Source organism: Salmonella sp. 741265073_HBA (genome assembly GCF_046569105.1).
Classification (GTDB): Bacteria; Pseudomonadota; Gammaproteobacteria; order Enterobacterales; family Enterobacteriaceae; genus Salmonella; species Salmonella enterica.
On record NZ_JBKFRY010000006.1, the window covers coordinates 53332 to 69688 of the forward strand.

The 16357-nt window shown below is 52.2% G+C and carries 13 protein-coding genes; 7 read left to right on the plus strand and 6 right to left on the minus strand.

All coding sequences use genetic code 11. From position 1 onward, the window contains the following. Nucleotides 1–189: 189 nt before the first annotated feature. Nucleotides 190–1353, plus strand: coding sequence for a metallo-dependent hydrolase (locus ACLD3P_RS10480; RefSeq protein ID WP_411006512.1), 1164 nt, complete (start codon nt 190–192; stop codon nt 1351–1353). Next, nucleotides 1350–2558, plus strand: a complete 1209-nt coding sequence (locus ACLD3P_RS10485) for an MFS transporter (protein ID WP_000203131.1) — start codon at nt 1350–1352, stop codon at nt 2556–2558. Before ACLD3P_RS10480 ends, ACLD3P_RS10485 begins: the two co-directional genes overlap by 4 nt. A gap of 54 nt (nt 2559–2612) precedes the next feature. Here the strand turns inward: ACLD3P_RS10485 and ACLD3P_RS10490 are convergent, their stop codons facing one another. From ACLD3P_RS10490 to tamA, 3 genes are read right to left on the minus strand one after another with little or no spacing between them, the layout of a single operon-like run. After that, nucleotides 2613–2957, minus strand: coding sequence for a gamma-glutamylcyclotransferase (locus tag ACLD3P_RS10490; RefSeq protein ID WP_001219167.1), 345 nt, complete (start codon nt 2955–2957; stop codon nt 2613–2615). A gap of 2 nt (nt 2958–2959) precedes the next feature. Continuing rightward, entirely contained in the window at nt 2960–6739 is a 3780-nt protein-coding gene (tamB, locus tag ACLD3P_RS10495; RefSeq protein WP_411006513.1) for an autotransporter assembly complex protein TamB, read from the minus strand. After that, entirely contained in the window at nt 6736–8469 is a 1734-nt protein-coding gene (gene tamA, locus ACLD3P_RS10500) for an autotransporter assembly complex protein TamA (protein WP_001120237.1), read from the minus strand. Before tamA ends, tamB begins: the two co-directional genes overlap by 4 nt. 212 nt (nt 8470–8681) lie before the next feature. Here tamA and msrA point away from each other — a divergent pair, with 212 nt between their 5' ends. Both msrA and ACLD3P_RS10510 read left to right on the plus strand, forming a co-directional pair. Beyond that, nucleotides 8682–9320: a peptide-methionine (S)-S-oxide reductase MsrA gene (msrA, locus tag ACLD3P_RS10505; RefSeq protein WP_058214793.1), complete on the plus strand. Its 639-nt coding sequence runs from the start codon at nt 8682–8684 to the stop codon at nt 9318–9320. Between the two features lie 182 nt (nt 9321–9502). Continuing rightward, nucleotides 9503–10846, plus strand: a complete 1344-nt coding sequence (locus ACLD3P_RS10510) for a hemolysin family protein (protein WP_000934970.1) — start codon at nt 9503–9505, stop codon at nt 10844–10846. A gap of 84 nt (nt 10847–10930) precedes the next feature. Here the strand turns inward: ACLD3P_RS10510 and ACLD3P_RS10515 are convergent, their stop codons facing one another. Continuing rightward, on the minus strand, nt 10931–11137 hold the full coding sequence (locus tag ACLD3P_RS10515) for a DUF1107 domain-containing protein (protein WP_000689229.1): 207 nt from the start codon (nt 11135–11137) through the stop codon (nt 10931–10933). 326 nt (nt 11138–11463) lie between these two features. Between ACLD3P_RS10515 and ACLD3P_RS10520 the strand changes: the two genes are divergently transcribed. After that, nucleotides 11464–12021 (plus strand): YtfJ family protein, encoded by a 558-nt coding sequence (locus tag ACLD3P_RS10520; RefSeq protein WP_411006514.1) that lies wholly within the window; start codon nt 11464–11466, stop codon nt 12019–12021. Here ACLD3P_RS10520 and cysQ read toward each other — a convergent pair. Further along, entirely contained in the window at nt 12011–12751 is a 741-nt protein-coding gene (gene cysQ / locus ACLD3P_RS10525; RefSeq protein ID WP_000893398.1) for a 3'(2'),5'-bisphosphate nucleotidase CysQ, read from the minus strand. The two genes, ACLD3P_RS10520 and cysQ, sit on opposite strands and share 11 nt — an antisense overlap. Nucleotides 12752–13018: 267 nt before the next feature. Between cysQ and ACLD3P_RS10530 the strand changes: the two genes are divergently transcribed. Continuing rightward, a complete protein-coding gene (locus ACLD3P_RS10530) occupies nt 13019–14962 on the plus strand; it encodes a 2',3'-cyclic-nucleotide 2'-phosphodiesterase/3'-nucleotidase (protein WP_411006515.1) in 1944 nt (647 codons plus the stop codon). Nucleotides 14963–15019: 57 nt separating this feature from the next. Here ACLD3P_RS10530 and ACLD3P_RS10535 read toward each other — a convergent pair whose 3' ends face one another. Further along, on the minus strand, nt 15020–15406 hold the full coding sequence (locus ACLD3P_RS10535; protein ID WP_001201295.1) for a winged helix-turn-helix transcriptional regulator: 387 nt from the start codon (nt 15404–15406) through the stop codon (nt 15020–15022). Between the two features lie 87 nt (nt 15407–15493). Here ACLD3P_RS10535 and ACLD3P_RS10540 point away from each other — a divergent pair, with 87 nt between their 5' ends. Then, nucleotides 15494–16342 (plus strand): SDR family oxidoreductase, encoded by an 849-nt coding sequence (locus ACLD3P_RS10540; RefSeq protein ID WP_411006516.1) that lies wholly within the window; start codon nt 15494–15496, stop codon nt 16340–16342. Nucleotides 16343–16357 lie beyond the last annotated feature (15 nt).

Consider the following 16357-nt stretch of genomic DNA (forward strand, 5'->3'; position numbering starts at 1 on the left):
ACTTACGCCCTAAATATTAGCAAGCGCCAAATTCTTATTTAGTGCATAGGCCCGATTACCTTTTTAATAAGGTATCCTAAGCTCTCCCTACCAATAACCGTATTTTTAATCCAACATAACACCCGCTCAAAACACACTTTTTAATATATTTTTAAGGGCTGCCATAATTATTTACTATTTTAAGAGATTATGATGAAAAATGATATATTAATTACCGGTGGACATATCATCGATCCCGCTCGTAATATTAATGAGATTAACAATTTACGCATCATTAACGATATTATCGTTGATGCCGATAAATATCCTGTAACTTCGGAGACCCGGATTATCCATGCCGACGGTATGATCGTCACTCCCGGTCTTATCGATTATCACGCGCATGTTTTTTATGACGCGACGGAAGGCGGCGTCAGGCCTGATATATACATGCCGCCGAATGGCGTCACCACCGTCGTGGATGCAGGTTCTGCCGGTACGGCAAACTTTGATGCCTTCTACCGAACGGTGATTTGCGCCAGCAAAGTTCGAATCAAAGCGTTTCTGACCGTGTCGCCGCCGGGCCAAACCTGGTCACAAGAAAATTATGATCCTGGCAATATTGATGAAAATAAGATCCACGCGCTGTTTCGCCAGTATCGCAACGTTCTTCAGGGATTAAAACTCAAGGTTCAGACTGAGGACATTGCTGAATATGGCTTAAAACCGCTGACTGAATCCCTTCGTATTGCCAACGATTTAAGGTACCCCGTGGCAATACACTCGACTCATCCCGTCGTTCCCATGAAAGAACTTGTCTCCTTGCTACGCCGCGGCGATATTATCGCTCATGCGTTTCACGGCAAAGGTAGCACCATTCTTACTGATGAAGGCGCTGTCTTAGCCGAAGTCCGTCAGGCAAGGGAAAGAGGCGTTATATTTGATGCCGCCAATGGTCGCAGCCATTTTTCAATGAACACGGCACGCCGGGCCATCGCCAATGGCTTTCTTCCGGATATCATCAGTAGCGATCTCTCAACCATCACTAAACTCGCCTGGCCTGTTTACGCCTTACCATGGATTTTATCGAAATATTTAGCACTCGGCGTCGCGCTTACCGATGTCATTAACGCCTGTACCCATACCCCAGCAGTTTTATTGGGCATGGCAGCAGAAATTGGTACGCTGGCCCCTGGGGCATTTGCCGATATCGCCATCTTTAAATTAAAAAACAGGCATGTTGAATTTGCCGATATTCATGGTGAAACGCTCACGGGGACGCATGTGCTGGTACCACAAATGACCATAAAATCCGGTGAGATATTATTTCGTCAAATTGATTTTGGCGCGCGGCTAAACGGAGTTGAAAAATGACCTCAATGCAAAAATGGCTACGGATCGGCGCGACATTAATGTTCGGCCTTTTTGTTGCTTATCTTGACCGTTCTAATCTTTCCGTTACGTTACCTACGATTACACACGACCTGAATATTGATGGCGCAACGGCCAGCATTGTATTAACCATATTTCTTATTGGCTATGCCTTTTCAAATATTTTTGGCGGCGTATTTACCCAGCGATACGATCCGAAAAAAATAGTCATTCTGATGGTGCTAATCTGGTCGATTGCGACCGTTTTTGTCGGATTTACCTCGTCAGTGTACGTTATTTTGATTTGCCGGTTGGTGCTTGGCATTACCGAAGGCATTTATTGGCCGCAGCAGTCCCGCTTCGCCAGCGACTGGTTTTCAGACAAAGAACGGACGCAGGCGAACAGCATTATCCAGTATTATGGACAGTTCCTGGCATTAGGCCTGGGATTTATGATTTTGTCCCCGCTGGATGCTGCCTTCGGTTGGCGAAATGTTTTTATTATCACTGGTGTGATCGGCATTGTTGTTGTAGTTCCACTTTATATAACAATGCTGAAAAAACAGGAAGAAGCGCCTTATTATCGTGCGCCGGCGCCAACAGAGAAAACTAAACTTACCCTGGAATCGCTGGGCGGAACCCCCTTCCTACTCCTTATTTTTACCTACATCACTCAAGGGATGTTGTTCTGGGGAATTACGTTATGGATCCCCATGGTTGTCAATTCTCTCGGCTATACCGGATTCAGTAAAGCATTGGTCAGTTCTCTGCCTTATCTGACTGCGGTTATACTGGCAATCCCTATCTCATGGATCAGTGATAAGACACAAAAGCGTGTACTTATTGCTTCACTGGGCCTACTAATCCCCGGCGTGATGTTATTTCTCCTGCCATTTGTCGATGCGCCGGGCTTTAAAATCACGCTCATTACCCTGGCGATGGGTTATTATGCCGCCAGCTTTACCCCCAATATCTGGTCGATTATCCAGTCGAACGTTAAACCCCATGCGATTGGCCCAGCCTCCGGTATTATTAATGGCATCGGCGCTGGCGGCGGCGGTACGTTGGCAGGCCTAATGGTCGGCTATTTTTACCGGACAACTGGCAGCTATATGCAGGGATTTATGGTTCTTGGATGCATTGTTATCCTGGGCGGCGCGTCATTATTGATCTACGGCAGAATAAGAGCTCACCATGCCCGGCGCTAGCGCCATCAGCCAGAATGTAAAAAAACAACGCCACCCGAGGGTGGCGTGTTCAGTTCAGGGCTGGTTTCTGTCTAACCAGTCACCGCTTTCAATCAGAGTTAACCCATCAACAGGACGTTGATATACATACATCCATGCACTGCCGTAAGGCGTCTGGATTAACTGGCGTGCGTATTCACCGCCCCTGGTGCGCAAAGCATCAAGTTCGGCCAGCGTGGCGTTATCAATTCGATAAACTTCACCGTATACCGCTCCGTTTCCCGGAACTGCGCCTGGATAGTGGCCCAGACTATACAACTGGTAGTTATCGATACGGTAATCGCCAAGCAATTGGGCATTGGTCATCCAGTGACTGTTGCCTTGTTTCTGTCGTAAACTGCCATAGACAAATATTCGCATTGCTAAAACTCAAACTGATAGAGCAAATCAAGTGCCTGATCTACGCCAGACACTGCTTCCAGATATAGCTTAGGCATCAGGCGATAACGTAACGTGAGCGTCGCCAGAGAGTCAAATATCCCTACACCATACTTCACCTGTAGACCCGGCAGTACATAGCCGCTGACCACAACCTGGGACGAATCGCCCACCCCTTGCGTGTCCAGCGCCAGATTACTTACACCGAATGTCTCTCCGATTTTACCCACAACCTGACCACTTTGCGCAACCCCCAGGCCAATAAGCATGGAAGTCATTGCTGCGCTATCACTCTGATTGCTGTCCAACCCCTGCCCACGCAGCAGATAAGAAAGCGCTTCAGCCTGCGGCATCGCCGGATCGGAGAAGATTTCCGCTTTGGGTTCATCAGCAGTGCCTGTGACACGCACGCCCGCAATGACATCGTCTTCGGTGGCGTCAGGGTTACGGATCGCTTCGATATTGAGCAGCGGCTGATCCGGCGGGCCGGAGAACAGCAGCTCGCCTTTACGGACAAGCAGGTCCTGGCCGTAGGCGCGGAATCGGCCGTCAGGAATATTGATTTGACCATTCAGCCCCAGCCCCTGCTTATCCTGCGCGACTTTCAAATCGCCGGTCAAACGCGCTTTAAGCCCGAAGGCGTCGATGCGCACGTTGTTGCCGACGTGGACCGTCAGATTACTGTTGATGGGAATAGACGCTGTCTGCGGCGTTTCTGGTTGCAGGTCATTATTGAGCATAACCACATCGCTGGAGACGCCAACCGCGCTCTCCGGCAGGTCGTGCACCACAATTCGCGCCCACGGAACGTCCACACGCCCATCCAACGTGAACAGCGAAGGCGTCGCGTCAAAGACCACATCCGGCGAGACATCCAGGCGCACCATCGGCGGAACGGTAATCCGCACCCGGCTGCCTTTCGCCGTCACCCGCGCGCGCCAGTTGTCAATCTGGCTCCAGTCGGCGTTACCGTTCAGGTTAATTTGCCCTTGTTGTGTTCGCACGATACCGGCGAGCGTCGAACGCGTACCGCTAAAGTTCATGGTGAGCTGGCTCGGCTGCATCTCAAACGGCATAAAATTACCGTCAATATCCAGCGCGCTAAGCTGCAACTGACCAAACAACTGCGGGCTTTGCACATCGCCGCCCAGACGTAGCCTGGCGTTTAACATTCCCGCCGCTTTTTCGCCGCGCGAAAAGACAGGGTTGACCATCGCCAGATTGAGATTGCGCATGTTGACGTTACCGCCGAGATTGCGCCGCCCCTGAGGATCGGTTACCTGCACCTGGCCATCGAATTGACCATTGTTCGTCAGGCGAATCAGCCATCCCAGCTCGGCGCGATTATTATGCAGTTCGGCGCTGAGGTTCAGCGTCTCAAACGCGACCGGTAACGGCGCGTCATTGACGGTCTGCGTGACCTTCACGTTACGACCGGAAAGCGTGACCTTCCCCTGCGGCAATCCCTCCTGGGTGGTATCCCACGACACGTCCGCTTTCCCGCTAAAGACCCCTCTGGCCTGAGTGGTATCAGGCATAAATGGCTTCAGCATCGCCAGATCAAAGCGGTTGAGATTGACCACCGCCCGTCCTGCGGCGCCCGCATCAATGGTTTGCGGTACGCACAGCTCGGCGTTCGGGTTCAGCCAACAATGCGGCCCGATACTGATTTTCTGTTCTTTATTACGGTAGTCCAGCGCAATCGCGCGGGTCAACGACCATGGCCCCACTGGCGTCTGGAAACGGGTGTCGCTTAACGTCCCTTTCCAGCGCGCCGCCTCGCGATCAAAACTGCCTGTCAGGGAGAGTTGACCGGATACCGGTTCTCCCTGAACACGGAGCTGTAGCTGATGCTGCTTCTCGCTGCCTTTGGCGTCAAGCGTCACCAGATTGATGTTAACGTCGGGCTGCGAAATCCGCTCTACGCGAACGTTGAGATGGCCCGCTATCTGATCGGTGGATTTAATATCGCCCTCAATGCGCGCCTGGGCGACAGACAGCTCCTGCCAGCGCAAGCCGCGGGCGGTGATATCCGCCAACAGCTGCGGCGCTTCTACCGTACCGCGGACTTTAACGATTCCTTTTGCCATGCCGCCCAGCCCTGGCAGCGCATTATCCAGCCCTGGCGCATCGATGGCGGCGTCAAGATTCAGCTCCTTAACGCCAAGCTCGCCTTTTATATCGGCGCTGTTTGGGCCCAGCGCAAGGTGCAGCCCCGGGATCGTCCACTGCATGTAGCTGTTGCCCTTTAGCGTCCCGTTGACGTTAACGCTGTTCTGCTTCACATTGCCGGTCAGCTTGAGCTCCGGGACATCCATCTGCCAGGTGCCGCCGTAGAGGCTGCCTTTGGTTTTCATGACGCCGTTAAGCTTCGCGGGCCAGTCCGGGATCTCTTTAGCGGTATTGATGCCATTCAGCGTCAGTTCGCCACGCCAGCTAATCGCCTGCTGCCAGTCCACCAGCGCTTTCAGTTCGGTTTTTCCCTCCAGAGCGGCGACGGTGAGTTTATCGAGATTAATCTGCCGCTCATTCCCTTTGGCATCCAGCGTGATGGTCGCCGGCGGAATATCTTGTCCTTTCACGGCGGTTCGCATCGACAACGTATAGTCGGTCATCTTACCGCTCAGTTTGAGCTTCAGATCGTCAGCCTGAAACTGGGTATCACCCGTCAATGGCCAGGCAATGCGTTGGCTGACGACTTCAAGATTGAGCGGTAAACCGGCCTCCGCCAGCCGCGTCTGGGCGCGAAGCGCGACATCCATCGGCCCGGAAAGGTTCACCCCGACCTCCAGTTGTTCGCGTAACGCGCCGCCGACCTTGAGTTTTATCTTTTCACCCTTTAGCGGATCGATATTCAGCGTACTGTTGAGCGTAATATCGACCGGCCAGTTATTGGCGAGCTGCGCCGTACCGGAGGCTTTCACCGTGCCCTGGTTGGCGTCGATATCCAGAGTATCCAGCTTCATATTACCGTCGATACTGCTGACTTTAAGCAGCATCGTGCGCACCGTCAGATCGGTATCGCCGGTGATACGTAGCTGCTCGCCGCGAAATGACTCGATATTCAGATTGAGCGGCAGGTGAACATCGGTCATCTCCGGCATTACCGGTTTTGCAAACAGATCTTTTAGCGTTTCGCCAAGCGGCTTTTCATCCGGTTGAGGTTTCTCGATTTTGGGTTCAACCACCTCTTCCTGCGCCACGTCAGCGACCTTCGGCAGCGCAATCAGCAATCCCTGAAGCCGCGTCGGTTTCAGGGTCAGGTTTTTCTCCTGCCATGCCAGCCCGGAGGTAAAATCCAGCACCGAAACGGTAGTGTCATCAATCTTGATATTGATGTTATTCAGCGCCACGCGCGACAGCGTGATGGGCCAGGGGGTGGAGAGGTTCAGCGGTCCGCTTTCTTCCTCTTCTTGCGCCGGTTCGGAAGGCGGCATTTTTTTGCTGTCGATAGCGACATTAATGTCTTTTAACGCCAGATCATTGACGCACAGGCTACTGCGCCACAGGCAATCAAGCCCGACGGCCAGATGAATTTCGCCCGCATTCACCGCAACGCCCGGCTGCTCATAGCGGATATTTTTTAACGATAAGTCCCGCCAGCCGCCGGTGACCTGCCCAATCTCCAGCCCCGGCACCCAGCGGTTCGCCGCACTGAATACCAGATGCAGCCCCGTCGTCGTCCCGACCAGAAACGCAACGCTCGCCAGTAACACCACAATGAAAATCAACACGCCGAGGCTTATTTTCTTCCATAAACTCATAATTCAGGCCCCAGACCGATATAAAACTGTAAACCGTGTTCGTCTTTGTCGCCGACCGGTACGGCAAAATCGAGTTTGACAGGCCCAACCGGCGACGCCCAGCGCACGCCGACCCCGGTCCCGGTTTTAAAATCGCTACGGCGAATATCACTCACCGCCTCGCCGCTATCGACAAACACTGCCCCCCACCATTTGCCGGTGACGTTATACTGGTACTCCAGCGATCCGGTTGCCAGTTTTGAGGCGCCTTTAAGATTGCCGTCGCTGTCTTTAGGCGAAATAGATTTGTATTTATAGCCGCGAATACTGCGGTCGCCCCCGGCGAAGAAACGTAAATCCGGCGGAACTTTGTCGAAATCACCGGTTTCTATCCAGCCCAAATTGGCGCGCATCACAAAACGGTGGCGATCGTACAAAGTCCGAATCCAGACGTTTTGCGCCTGCAGTACGGAGAAATCCACGTCGGAGCCCCAGGCCGTATTCGAATAGTCTACCGAGTAGCGCTGCGAATCGCCCCAGGTTGGCATCAGCCCCCCTCGCGAGCGGGTTCGGCTGATCATCACGCCCGGGTAGAACAGCATGGTGGTATTGGTGACGTTCCCCTGGGTAAAGTGGTCGAAACTCCAGCGCAGGTTAATCGCCCGCTGCCAACCGCTGGAAAGGTCCCAGTAACGCGACACGGCAAGCGTGGTCGAGTCCTGCTCCGTATCATTCAAATCGGTACGTTTAAAACCGCCCTGTACCAGATAGTATTGCTCCAGCGGGTTTTTCAGCAGCGGCATTTTATAACTAAAATCCAGCACCTGTTCCGGCGCAGAAATACTGGTGCTGGTGGTCAGGCTATGACCGTAGGAGTTCATCCACGGTTTTTTCCACGACGCTTTCACGCGCGGCCCGACGTCGGTGGAGTACCCCACCCCGGTTTCAATCGTATTTTCGGTTCGCGGCGATACCACGCCTTTTAACGGCAGAATTTTTGTTTTACGCGATTTCTCAAATTCCGGCGCCACCACGACAGAATTAAACCATCCGGTAGCGGAAAGTCGGCGGTTTAGTTCCGCCAAATCTTTCGATTCGTACTCATCGCCCTCTTTAAACGGCAACAGATTTTGTAAATATTCATCACGAATCTGCGAACCTTCGAAGGTGACAGGTCCGAAGCGATAGCGCTCACCGCTATCATAATCAATATCCCAAAACGCCTGATGGCGGCCCAGAGCAATTCCCAACTGACTTTTAACGAATTCGCTGTCGAAATAGCCTTTACGTAGCGACACGCTGGTTAACGATTTCTTAAAATTGTCATAGTCTCCCTGGTTCAGCACCGTGCCGATTGCCGGACGCGTTTTCAGTAAGGCCAGATAATCTTTGTCCGTACGCGCGCCGCCGCGTAAAATGACTTCTGTACCGCCAATCAACACCGGCTGGCCGGGCGTAACCCTGGCGATTAATACCTGCCGTCCTTTCGCAGGCGGTGGAAGCAAGTCGAATTTGATAGTGGGTTCGTAATAGCCTAACGCTTTAAGCCCTTCGCGAATCGCATCATCAACTCGGGCGCGAAAGCGCCGATCCGGCGTCACCTCATCGCTCTGAATCGTAGAGAGCTGTGCGCGAACGTTTTTTTCCAGCTCTCCGGATAGCCCTTCGACTTTCAGACGAACATTTGCGGCTACCGCAGAACTGCTCAGGCACAGTAAGCTAACCCAACATAACTGACGGATATGTGGCACATTTTCTCCTGAATATCCCCTATTCCCACCCCTGGAAAAAATCACACTACCGCTCCGCGGCTTAACATAAAATCAACAATTTCGATTGAAAAGCAGACGACTGCCCAAATATTTCTTATGGTTAAATCCAGATACATTAATGTTGTTATTGTGTGCAAAGATGCGTCTCGTTACAACCTTAACGCCAATTAACGCTTTCGGGAGAATAGCTCATGAGTTTATTTGATAAAAAACATCTGGTTACTCAAGCAGATGCGTTACCAGGACGCAACACCCCGATGCCGATCGCCACTCTGCATGCGGTAAATGAACACTCTATGACCAATGTCCCTGCCGGAATGGAGATCGCCTACTTCGCTATGGGCTGTTTCTGGGGCGTAGAACGTTTATTCTGGCAATTACCCGGCGTATATAGCACCGCGGCAGGGTATGCGGGCGGTTACACGCCTAATCCAACTTACCGGGAAGTCTGCTCCGGGCAGACCGGTCATGCCGAAGCGGTACGGATAGTGTACGATCCTGCCGTTATCCGTTATGAGCAGCTTTTACAGATTTTCTGGGAAAATCACGATCCAACGCAGGGGATGCAACAGGGTAACGATCACGGTACGCAATACCGTTCTGCGATTTATCCCTTAACGCCGGAACAGAGTGCCGCTGCTCACGCCAGTCGCGAGCGCTTTCAGTCGGCAATGGCCGCCGCCGGAGACCATCGCCCTATTACCACGGAAATCGCCCATGCGACGCCGTTTTACTACGCCGAAGATGAACACCAACAGTATCTGCACAAAAATCCATACGGTTACTGCGGGATTGGCGGGATCGGCGTTTGCCTGCCGCCTGACGCGTGACGACGCTGGCGTAGGGGGAACTTGTCGGAGTTGAAAATGAACCCTCTGGCGACTTTACAGTAGCTTACGCTATACTAGCCCTGAACTTATCGGCTCACTGCTACGAGCCGGTTTTCATTAAACGTTACCACACGGATTTATAAACTTCCCTTCCGAGGATCTGGCGTTTCGCCGGATAAGATATGTTAAACAGTATATTCATTATATTCTGCCTGATCGCTGTAAGTGCGTTCTTCTCCATCTCCGAGATCTCGCTTGCCGCATCACGTAAGATTAAACTTAAGTTATTAGCTGATGAAGGCAGTATCAACGCACAACGCGTATTGAAAATGCAGGAAAATCCCGGCATGTTTTTCACCGTTGTGCAAATTGGCCTGAACGCCGTCGCTATTCTTGGCGGTATCGTCGGCGATGCGGCATTTTCGCCCGCCTTTTCCGCCCTTTTCTCGCACTATATGTCGCCAGAACTCTCCGAGCAGCTGAGCTTTATTCTCTCTTTCTCGCTGGTGACGGGGCTGTTTATCCTGTTCGCGGATTTAACCCCGAAACGCATCGGTATGATTGCGCCAGAAGCTGTGGCTTTGCGTATCATCAACCCGATGCGCTTCTGCCTGTTCGTTTTTCGCCCGCTGGTGTGGCTGTTTAACGGCATGGCAAACAACATCTTCCGCCTGTTCAAAATTCCAATGGTGCGGAAAGACGACATTACTTCTGATGATATTTACGCAGTGGTGGAAGCCGGCGCGCTGGCGGGCGTCTTGCGCAAGCAAGAGCACGAACTGATTGAAAATGTGTTTGAACTTGAATCCCGCACCGTACCGTCTTCCATGACGCCGCGCGAAAGTATCATCTGGTTTGATCTGCACGAAGACGAGCAAAGCCTGAAGAAAAAGGTCGCCGAACATCCGCACTCAAAATTTTTGGTGTGTAATGAAGATATCGACCACATCATCGGCTATGTAGACTCCAAAGATCTGCTGAACCGCGTGCTGGCGAACCAAAGTATGGCGCTGAATGGCGGCGTGCAAATTCGCAATACCTTGATTGTGCCGGATACGCTGACCCTTTCTGAGGCGCTGGAAAGTTTCAAAACGGCGGGCGAGGATTTCGCGGTCATTATGAATGAATACGCACTGGTCGTCGGTATCATTACGCTGAACGATGTGATGACCACGCTAATGGGTGACCTGGTCGGCCAGGGACTGGAAGAGCAAATTGTGGCACGCGATGAAAATTCCTGGCTGGTTGACGGCGGCACGCCGATTGACGACGTCATGCGCGTGCTGGATATCGATGAGTTTCCGCAATCCGGCAACTATGAAACCATTGGCGGCTTTATGATGTTTATGCTGCGCAAGATTCCAAAACGTACTGATTCGGTGAAGTTTTCCGGCTACAAGTTTGAAGTGGTGGATATCGACAACTACCGTATCGATCAGTTGCTGGTGACGCGTCTCGACAATAAAAGCAACGTACCGGCACCGAAACTGCCCGATGCGCAAGGTAAAGAAGACAGCGCGGCCTGAAATCCGTTTGCCAGAAACATCAACGGCTCCTGATTCAGGAGCCGTTTTTTTTTACTTTTTTAACCTACTGCATAGCACTTTTGGTTACGCCATCTCAGTTTGCAGACGCATAACCTGACGGTTAACTTCAGACATCACAGACAAGTGCTGCTTGTCTCTCACTTTTGGGATAAGAATCTTACCCTTATCGAACTCAAAAGCGCCAACATCCTTGATATATAACCGTCCACGGAACAGGATCTTCACGTACTTCGCCACCTGTAGCGGGTTGTAGCGTTGGAAAATTTTCATTGTTGTCTCCTGCAGAGTATTACGCCCTTGCGGTGCCACAATCGGCCCAACAGTTTTAAGGCGCAAATTTTAATGCCATATGACTATAGACCATATCTACGTCGTTTCCAGTGTGCATAAGTATATTTACCTTTTGATTACAGTTATTCAGAATTATCTAAACATCAGCTCATTTTTCTCAGTATATGCCTTCATTTTTCACAGGAAGTGTGCGCCCGCCCGCAAACTGGCATCCCCTTTGCGGGAAAAAGCATCAATCGCACATATGATTAACTATCGGCCCAAAGTGGTCGGATCACCTGCAAAAAAATAAAGAAGGAATGACCATGACCCTACGTAAAATTCTGGCGATGTCGTGTCTGCTACTCCCCATAATGGCTTGTGCGCATAAACTTGAAGTTAACCAACGGGTGCCGCCGGTAGGCATTGCCGACCGTGGCGAACTGACGTTGAATAAAGATGAGTTTAGTTATAAAAACTGGAATAGCGCGCAGCTGGCGGGAAAAGTGCGCGTCCTGCTGCACATTGCGGGTCGAACGTCAGCGAAGGAAAAAAACGCCACGCTGATTGAAGCGATTAAATCAGCCAAGCTCCCGCATGACAGATACCAGACGACCACAATTGTGAACACCGATGATGCGATCCCCGGCTCCGGTATGTTCGTGCGTAGCAGTATAGAAAGTAATAAAAAGCTCTATCCGTGGTCGCAATTTATTGTCGACAGCAATGGCGTGGCGCGTAACGCCTGGCAATTAAAAGAAGAGGGGTCCGCCGTCATTGTGCTTGACAAAGACGGTCGGGTTCAATGGGTGAAAGATGGCGCGTTAACCCAGCAAGAGGTACAGCAGGTGGTCGGCCTGCTGCATAAGCTCCTCAGTAAATAGTCACCCGGAAGCCGGGGTTAAGGAACGATTCACGAGGGGTATAGTCCAGCGTTTTTCCCTGCCAGTCGTGAACGTGCGCCCCGGCTGCAACGGCAATGGCATGACCTGCGGCAGTGTCCCAGACGCTGGTCGGCCCAAATCTGGGGTAAAGCTGCGCCTGGCCTTCCGCCACAAGACAGAATTTCAGCGAGGAACCAATAGAAGTTGTCTGATGTTCGCCAAGCTGTTGGAGATATTCGGTGAGTTCATCATCCGTATGCGAACGGCTAATCACCACCAGCGGCGGGCGGGCATCCCGGACCTGAATCTGCTTACGCACTCCGCACTCCTCTTTCCAGGCCTTACCTTCCGCCGCGTAGTACATCACTTTCAGCACCGGCGCATAGACCACGCCCAACACCGGTTTGCCCTGCTCAATCAGCGCGATATTGACCGTGAATTCGCCATTGCGCTTGATGAACTCTTTGGTGCCGTCGAGCGGATCGACCAGCCAGTAGCGCTGCCAGTGCTGGCGCACTTCCCAGGCAGGCGGATCTTCTTCTGAAAGCACCGGAATATCCGGCGTGAGCGTGCGTAACCCTTCGAGAATCACGGTATGTGCGGCGATATCCGCCGCAGTGACTGGAGAATCGTCCTGCTTGCGGGCGTACTCCATCGGTTTGGCTCCATCATAAACCTGCATAATGGCATCGCCCGCGTTCCGTGCAAGCTGGCATACTTGTTCTAACATTCTCCACCTCTTTATGACGGGGGCGTTAACTCGTTGTTTTACTTATACCCGATCGTTAAGGGTTCCGCCAACTGTGATACCGTCTGCGGTTTTGATAATACCTTTCATGGCATGATTCACCCTTCTGTGAACACTCGCAAAAAATCGGCCGGATGGGGCGGTTTCGCCTTCTTCTGGCGACGGTCGGAACGATATCGGGTTTCACTGTTTATCATCGCTATTTTTCACTATCCGGCTTTTCTATTGCGTTCTTAAAAGGTGCCTCTGATGATTAAGTTTAGTGCAACGCTTCTGGCTACGCTGATCGCCGCCAGCGTGAATGCGGCCACCGTCGATCTCCGTATCATGGAAACTACTGATTTACATAGCAACATGATGGATTTCGATTATTACAAGGATACCGCAACCGAAAAATTCGGATTGGTACGTACCGCAAGTTTGATTCATGCCGCCCGAAATGAAGTCAAAAACAGCGTGCTGGTGGATAACGGCGACCTGATTCAGGGGAGCCCTCTGGGCGATTATATGGCGGCAAAAGGGCTCAAAGACGGTGACGTTCACCCGGTCTATAAAGCGCTCAACACTCTGGATTACGCGGTTGGAAACCTCGGCAACCATGAGTTTAATTATGGTCTGGACTATCTGCATAACGCGCTGGCCGGCGCGAAATTCCCTTATGTTAACGCCAATATTATCGACGTTAAAACCCAAAAGCCGCTCTTTACGCCTTATCTGATTAAAGAGACGAACGTTATTGATAAAGACGGCAACCCGCAAAACCTGAAAATCGGCTATATCGGCTTTGTTCCGCCGCAAATCATGATTTGGGATAAAGCGAATCTGAGCGGCAAAGTTACCGTCAATGACATCACGGAAACCGCCCGGAAATATGTGCCCGAAATGCGCGAGAAAGGCGCAGATATCGTGGTAGTCATTGCTCATTCAGGCCTTTCTGCCGATCCGTACCACAGCATGGCGGAAAACTCGGTTTATTACCTCAGCGAAGTTCCCGGCGTCGACGCGATTATGTTTGGCCACGCCCACGCCGTCTTCCCCGGTAAAGATTTTGCCGACATCAAAGGCGCGGATATCGCCAAAGGTAAGCTTAACGGCATTCCTGCGGTAATGCCTGGCATGTGGGGCGACCATCTGGGAGTGGTCGATCTGGTGCTCAATAACGACAGCGGCAAATGGCAGGTTACGCAGGCGAAAGCACAAGCGCGGCCTATCTATGACGCCGCCGCTAAAAAGTCGCTGGCAGCGGAAGACAGTAAGCTGGTCGATATTCTGAAAGCCGATCACGATGCCACCCGCGAGTTTGTCAGCAAGCCCATCGGCAAGTCTGCCGATAACATGTACAGTTATCTTGCTCTGGTGCAGGACGATCCTACCGTACAGGTGGTGAATAACGCGCAAAAAGCGTATGTGGAACACTTTATTCAGGGCGATCCGGATCTGGCGAAACTGCCGGTGCTGTCCGCCGCCGCGCCGTTTAAAGTTGGCGGGCGTAAGAACGATCCTGCCAGCTTTGTCGAAGTGGAAAAAGGCCTGTTGACCTTCCGTAACGCCGCCGATCTTTATCTCTATCCGAATACGCTGGTGGTGGTGAAAGCCAGCGGTAAGGAGGTAAAAGAGTGGCTGGAATGTTCTGCCGGACAATTTAATCAGATTGATATTCACAGCAACAAACCGCAATCGTTGATCAATTGGGATGGCTTTCGCACCTATAATTTCGATGTCATTGACGGCGTGAATTATCAAATCGATGTGTCACAGCCCGCCCGCTATGATGGCGAATGTCAGATGGTGAATCCGCAGGCGGAACGTATTAAAAACCTGACCTTTAACGGTAAGCCTGTCGACCCGAACGCTACGTTCCTGGTCGCCACGAATAACTATCGCGCTTACGGCGGCAAGTTTGCCGGCACGGGCGACAGCCATATCGCCTTTGCGTCTCCGGATGAAAATCGCGCCGTGCTGGCGGCATGGATTGGCGCAGAGTCAAAACGCGCGGGCGAAATCCATCCGGCGGCGGATAATAACTGGCGTCTGGCGCCAATCCACAGCGATACGGCGCTGGATATCCGCTTTGAAACATCGCCAGGCGATAAAGCCGCTGCCTTCATTAAAGCGAAAGGGCAGTATCCGATGAAGAAGGTTGCCGTCGATGATATTGGTTTTGCCATTTATCAGGTGGATTTGAGCAAGTAACGTGAGTCCCGTATGGCGCTGCGTTTATTCGGCCTGACTGGCAGGCCGAATAAAGCGCTAGCCGCCATCTGATAAACGGTCCCGCTGCGCCAATACCTGCGGCAAATTCAGTTCTATCCAGTCCGCCAGCGCGGCGACTTTATCGCTCACCTGCTCGCCAAGCGGCGTCAGGCTGTACTCCACATGCGGCGGAACAACTGGATATGACACCCGGTTAAGAAATCCGTCCTGTTCAAGCGCCTGTAACGACTGCGCCAGCATCTTTTCACTCACGCCTCCCATCTTGCGGCGCAGGTCGCTAAAACGGTGTGTACCGTCGCGTAACGCGACCAGAATCAGTACGCCCCAGCGACTGGTGACATGTTTTAACACCTCACGGGACGGGCACTGTTCAGCAAAGAGATTGCCTTCACGCAACTGCCGGGAAAGAGTATGAGCGCGCATTGATACTTACCTTTTTGTACGTACTTACTAAAAGTAAGTTTAGGTGGTAGCGTAATAAAACACAAGACCAACACTGAGGAGTTCACCATGATTGCTATCACTGGCGCAACAGGCCAACTGGGCCAACACGTTATTGAAAACCTGCTAAAAACGACGCCCGCCAGTCACCTCATCGCGATCGTCCGTAACCCGAAAAAAGCCGCCCCGCTCAGTCAGCGCGGGATTACCGTTCGCCAGGCGGATTACGCTAACGAAGCCGCGCTGACCACCGCCTTACAGGGCGTTGATAAACTGCTGCTCATTTCATCCAGCGAAGTGGGACAACGCACCGCGCAGCACCGCAACGTCATTCAGGCCGCCATTGCCGCGAAGGTGAAATTCATCGCCTATACCAGCCTGCTACATGCAGATAAATCGCCGCTGGCGCTCGCCGATGAACATATTGAAACGGAAAAAATGCTGGCTGAGTCAGGTATTCCTCACACGCTATTACGTAACGGCTGGTATACGGAAAACTACCTGGCGAGCGTCCCTGCCGCGCTGAAGCATGGCGTCTTTATTGGCGCAGCGGGAGAAGGGAAAATCGCCTCCGCAATGCGCGCTGACTATGCCGCCGCCGCCGCGCGCGTCATCCGTGAAGAGGGTCACGCCGGGAATGTCTACGAGCTGGCGGGTGATGACGCCTGGACATTAAGCCAGTTGGCGGATGAACTTACTCATCAGAGCGGAAAAAAAATCGTCTACCAGAACCTGAGCGAAGTCGATTTTGCCGCCGCGCTGAAAGGCGCAGGCCTGCCTGACGGACTGGCGGATATGTTGGCCAATTCTGACGCTGGCGCGGCGAAAGGCGGCCTGTTTGATGACAGCCATACGCTGCGTAAACTCATCGGTCGCCCGACGACGACGCTCACAGAAAGCCTTCGCTCCGTACTGTAAGTGTTAAAATTTAGT

Bases quoted from the DNA above. Each gene is read 5' to 3' on its own strand.
- ACLD3P_RS10515 (WP_000689229.1), bottom strand. From the start codon at position 11,137: ATGAAAATTTTCCAACGCTACAACCCGCTACAGGTGGCGAAGTACGTG.
- ACLD3P_RS10540 (WP_411006516.1), top strand. From the start codon at position 15,494: ATGATTGCTATCACTGGCGCAACAGGCCAACTGGGCCAACACGTTATT.
- msrA (WP_058214793.1), top strand. From the start codon at position 8,682: ATGAGTTTATTTGATAAAAAACATCTGGTTACTCAAGCAGATGCGTTA.
- ACLD3P_RS10530 (WP_411006515.1), top strand. From the start codon at position 13,019: ATGATTAAGTTTAGTGCAACGCTTCTGGCTACGCTGATCGCCGCCAGC.
- tamB (WP_411006513.1), bottom strand. From the start codon at position 6,739: ATGAGTTTATGGAAGAAAATAAGCCTCGGCGTGTTGATTTTCATTGTG.
- ACLD3P_RS10535 (WP_001201295.1), bottom strand. From the start codon at position 15,406: ATGCGCGCTCATACTCTTTCCCGGCAGTTGCGTGAAGGCAATCTCTTT.
- ACLD3P_RS10485 (WP_000203131.1), top strand. From the start codon at position 1,350: ATGACCTCAATGCAAAAATGGCTACGGATCGGCGCGACATTAATGTTC.
- ACLD3P_RS10520 (WP_411006514.1), top strand. From the start codon at position 11,464: ATGACCCTACGTAAAATTCTGGCGATGTCGTGTCTGCTACTCCCCATA.
- ACLD3P_RS10490 (WP_001219167.1), bottom strand. From the start codon at position 2,957: ATGCGAATATTTGTCTATGGCAGTTTACGACAGAAACAAGGCAACAGT.
- ACLD3P_RS10480 (WP_411006512.1), top strand. From the start codon at position 190: ATGATGAAAAATGATATATTAATTACCGGTGGACATATCATCGATCCC.
- cysQ (WP_000893398.1), bottom strand. From the start codon at position 12,751: ATGTTAGAACAAGTATGCCAGCTTGCACGGAACGCGGGCGATGCCATT.
- ACLD3P_RS10510 (WP_000934970.1), top strand. From the start codon at position 9,503: ATGTTAAACAGTATATTCATTATATTCTGCCTGATCGCTGTAAGTGCG.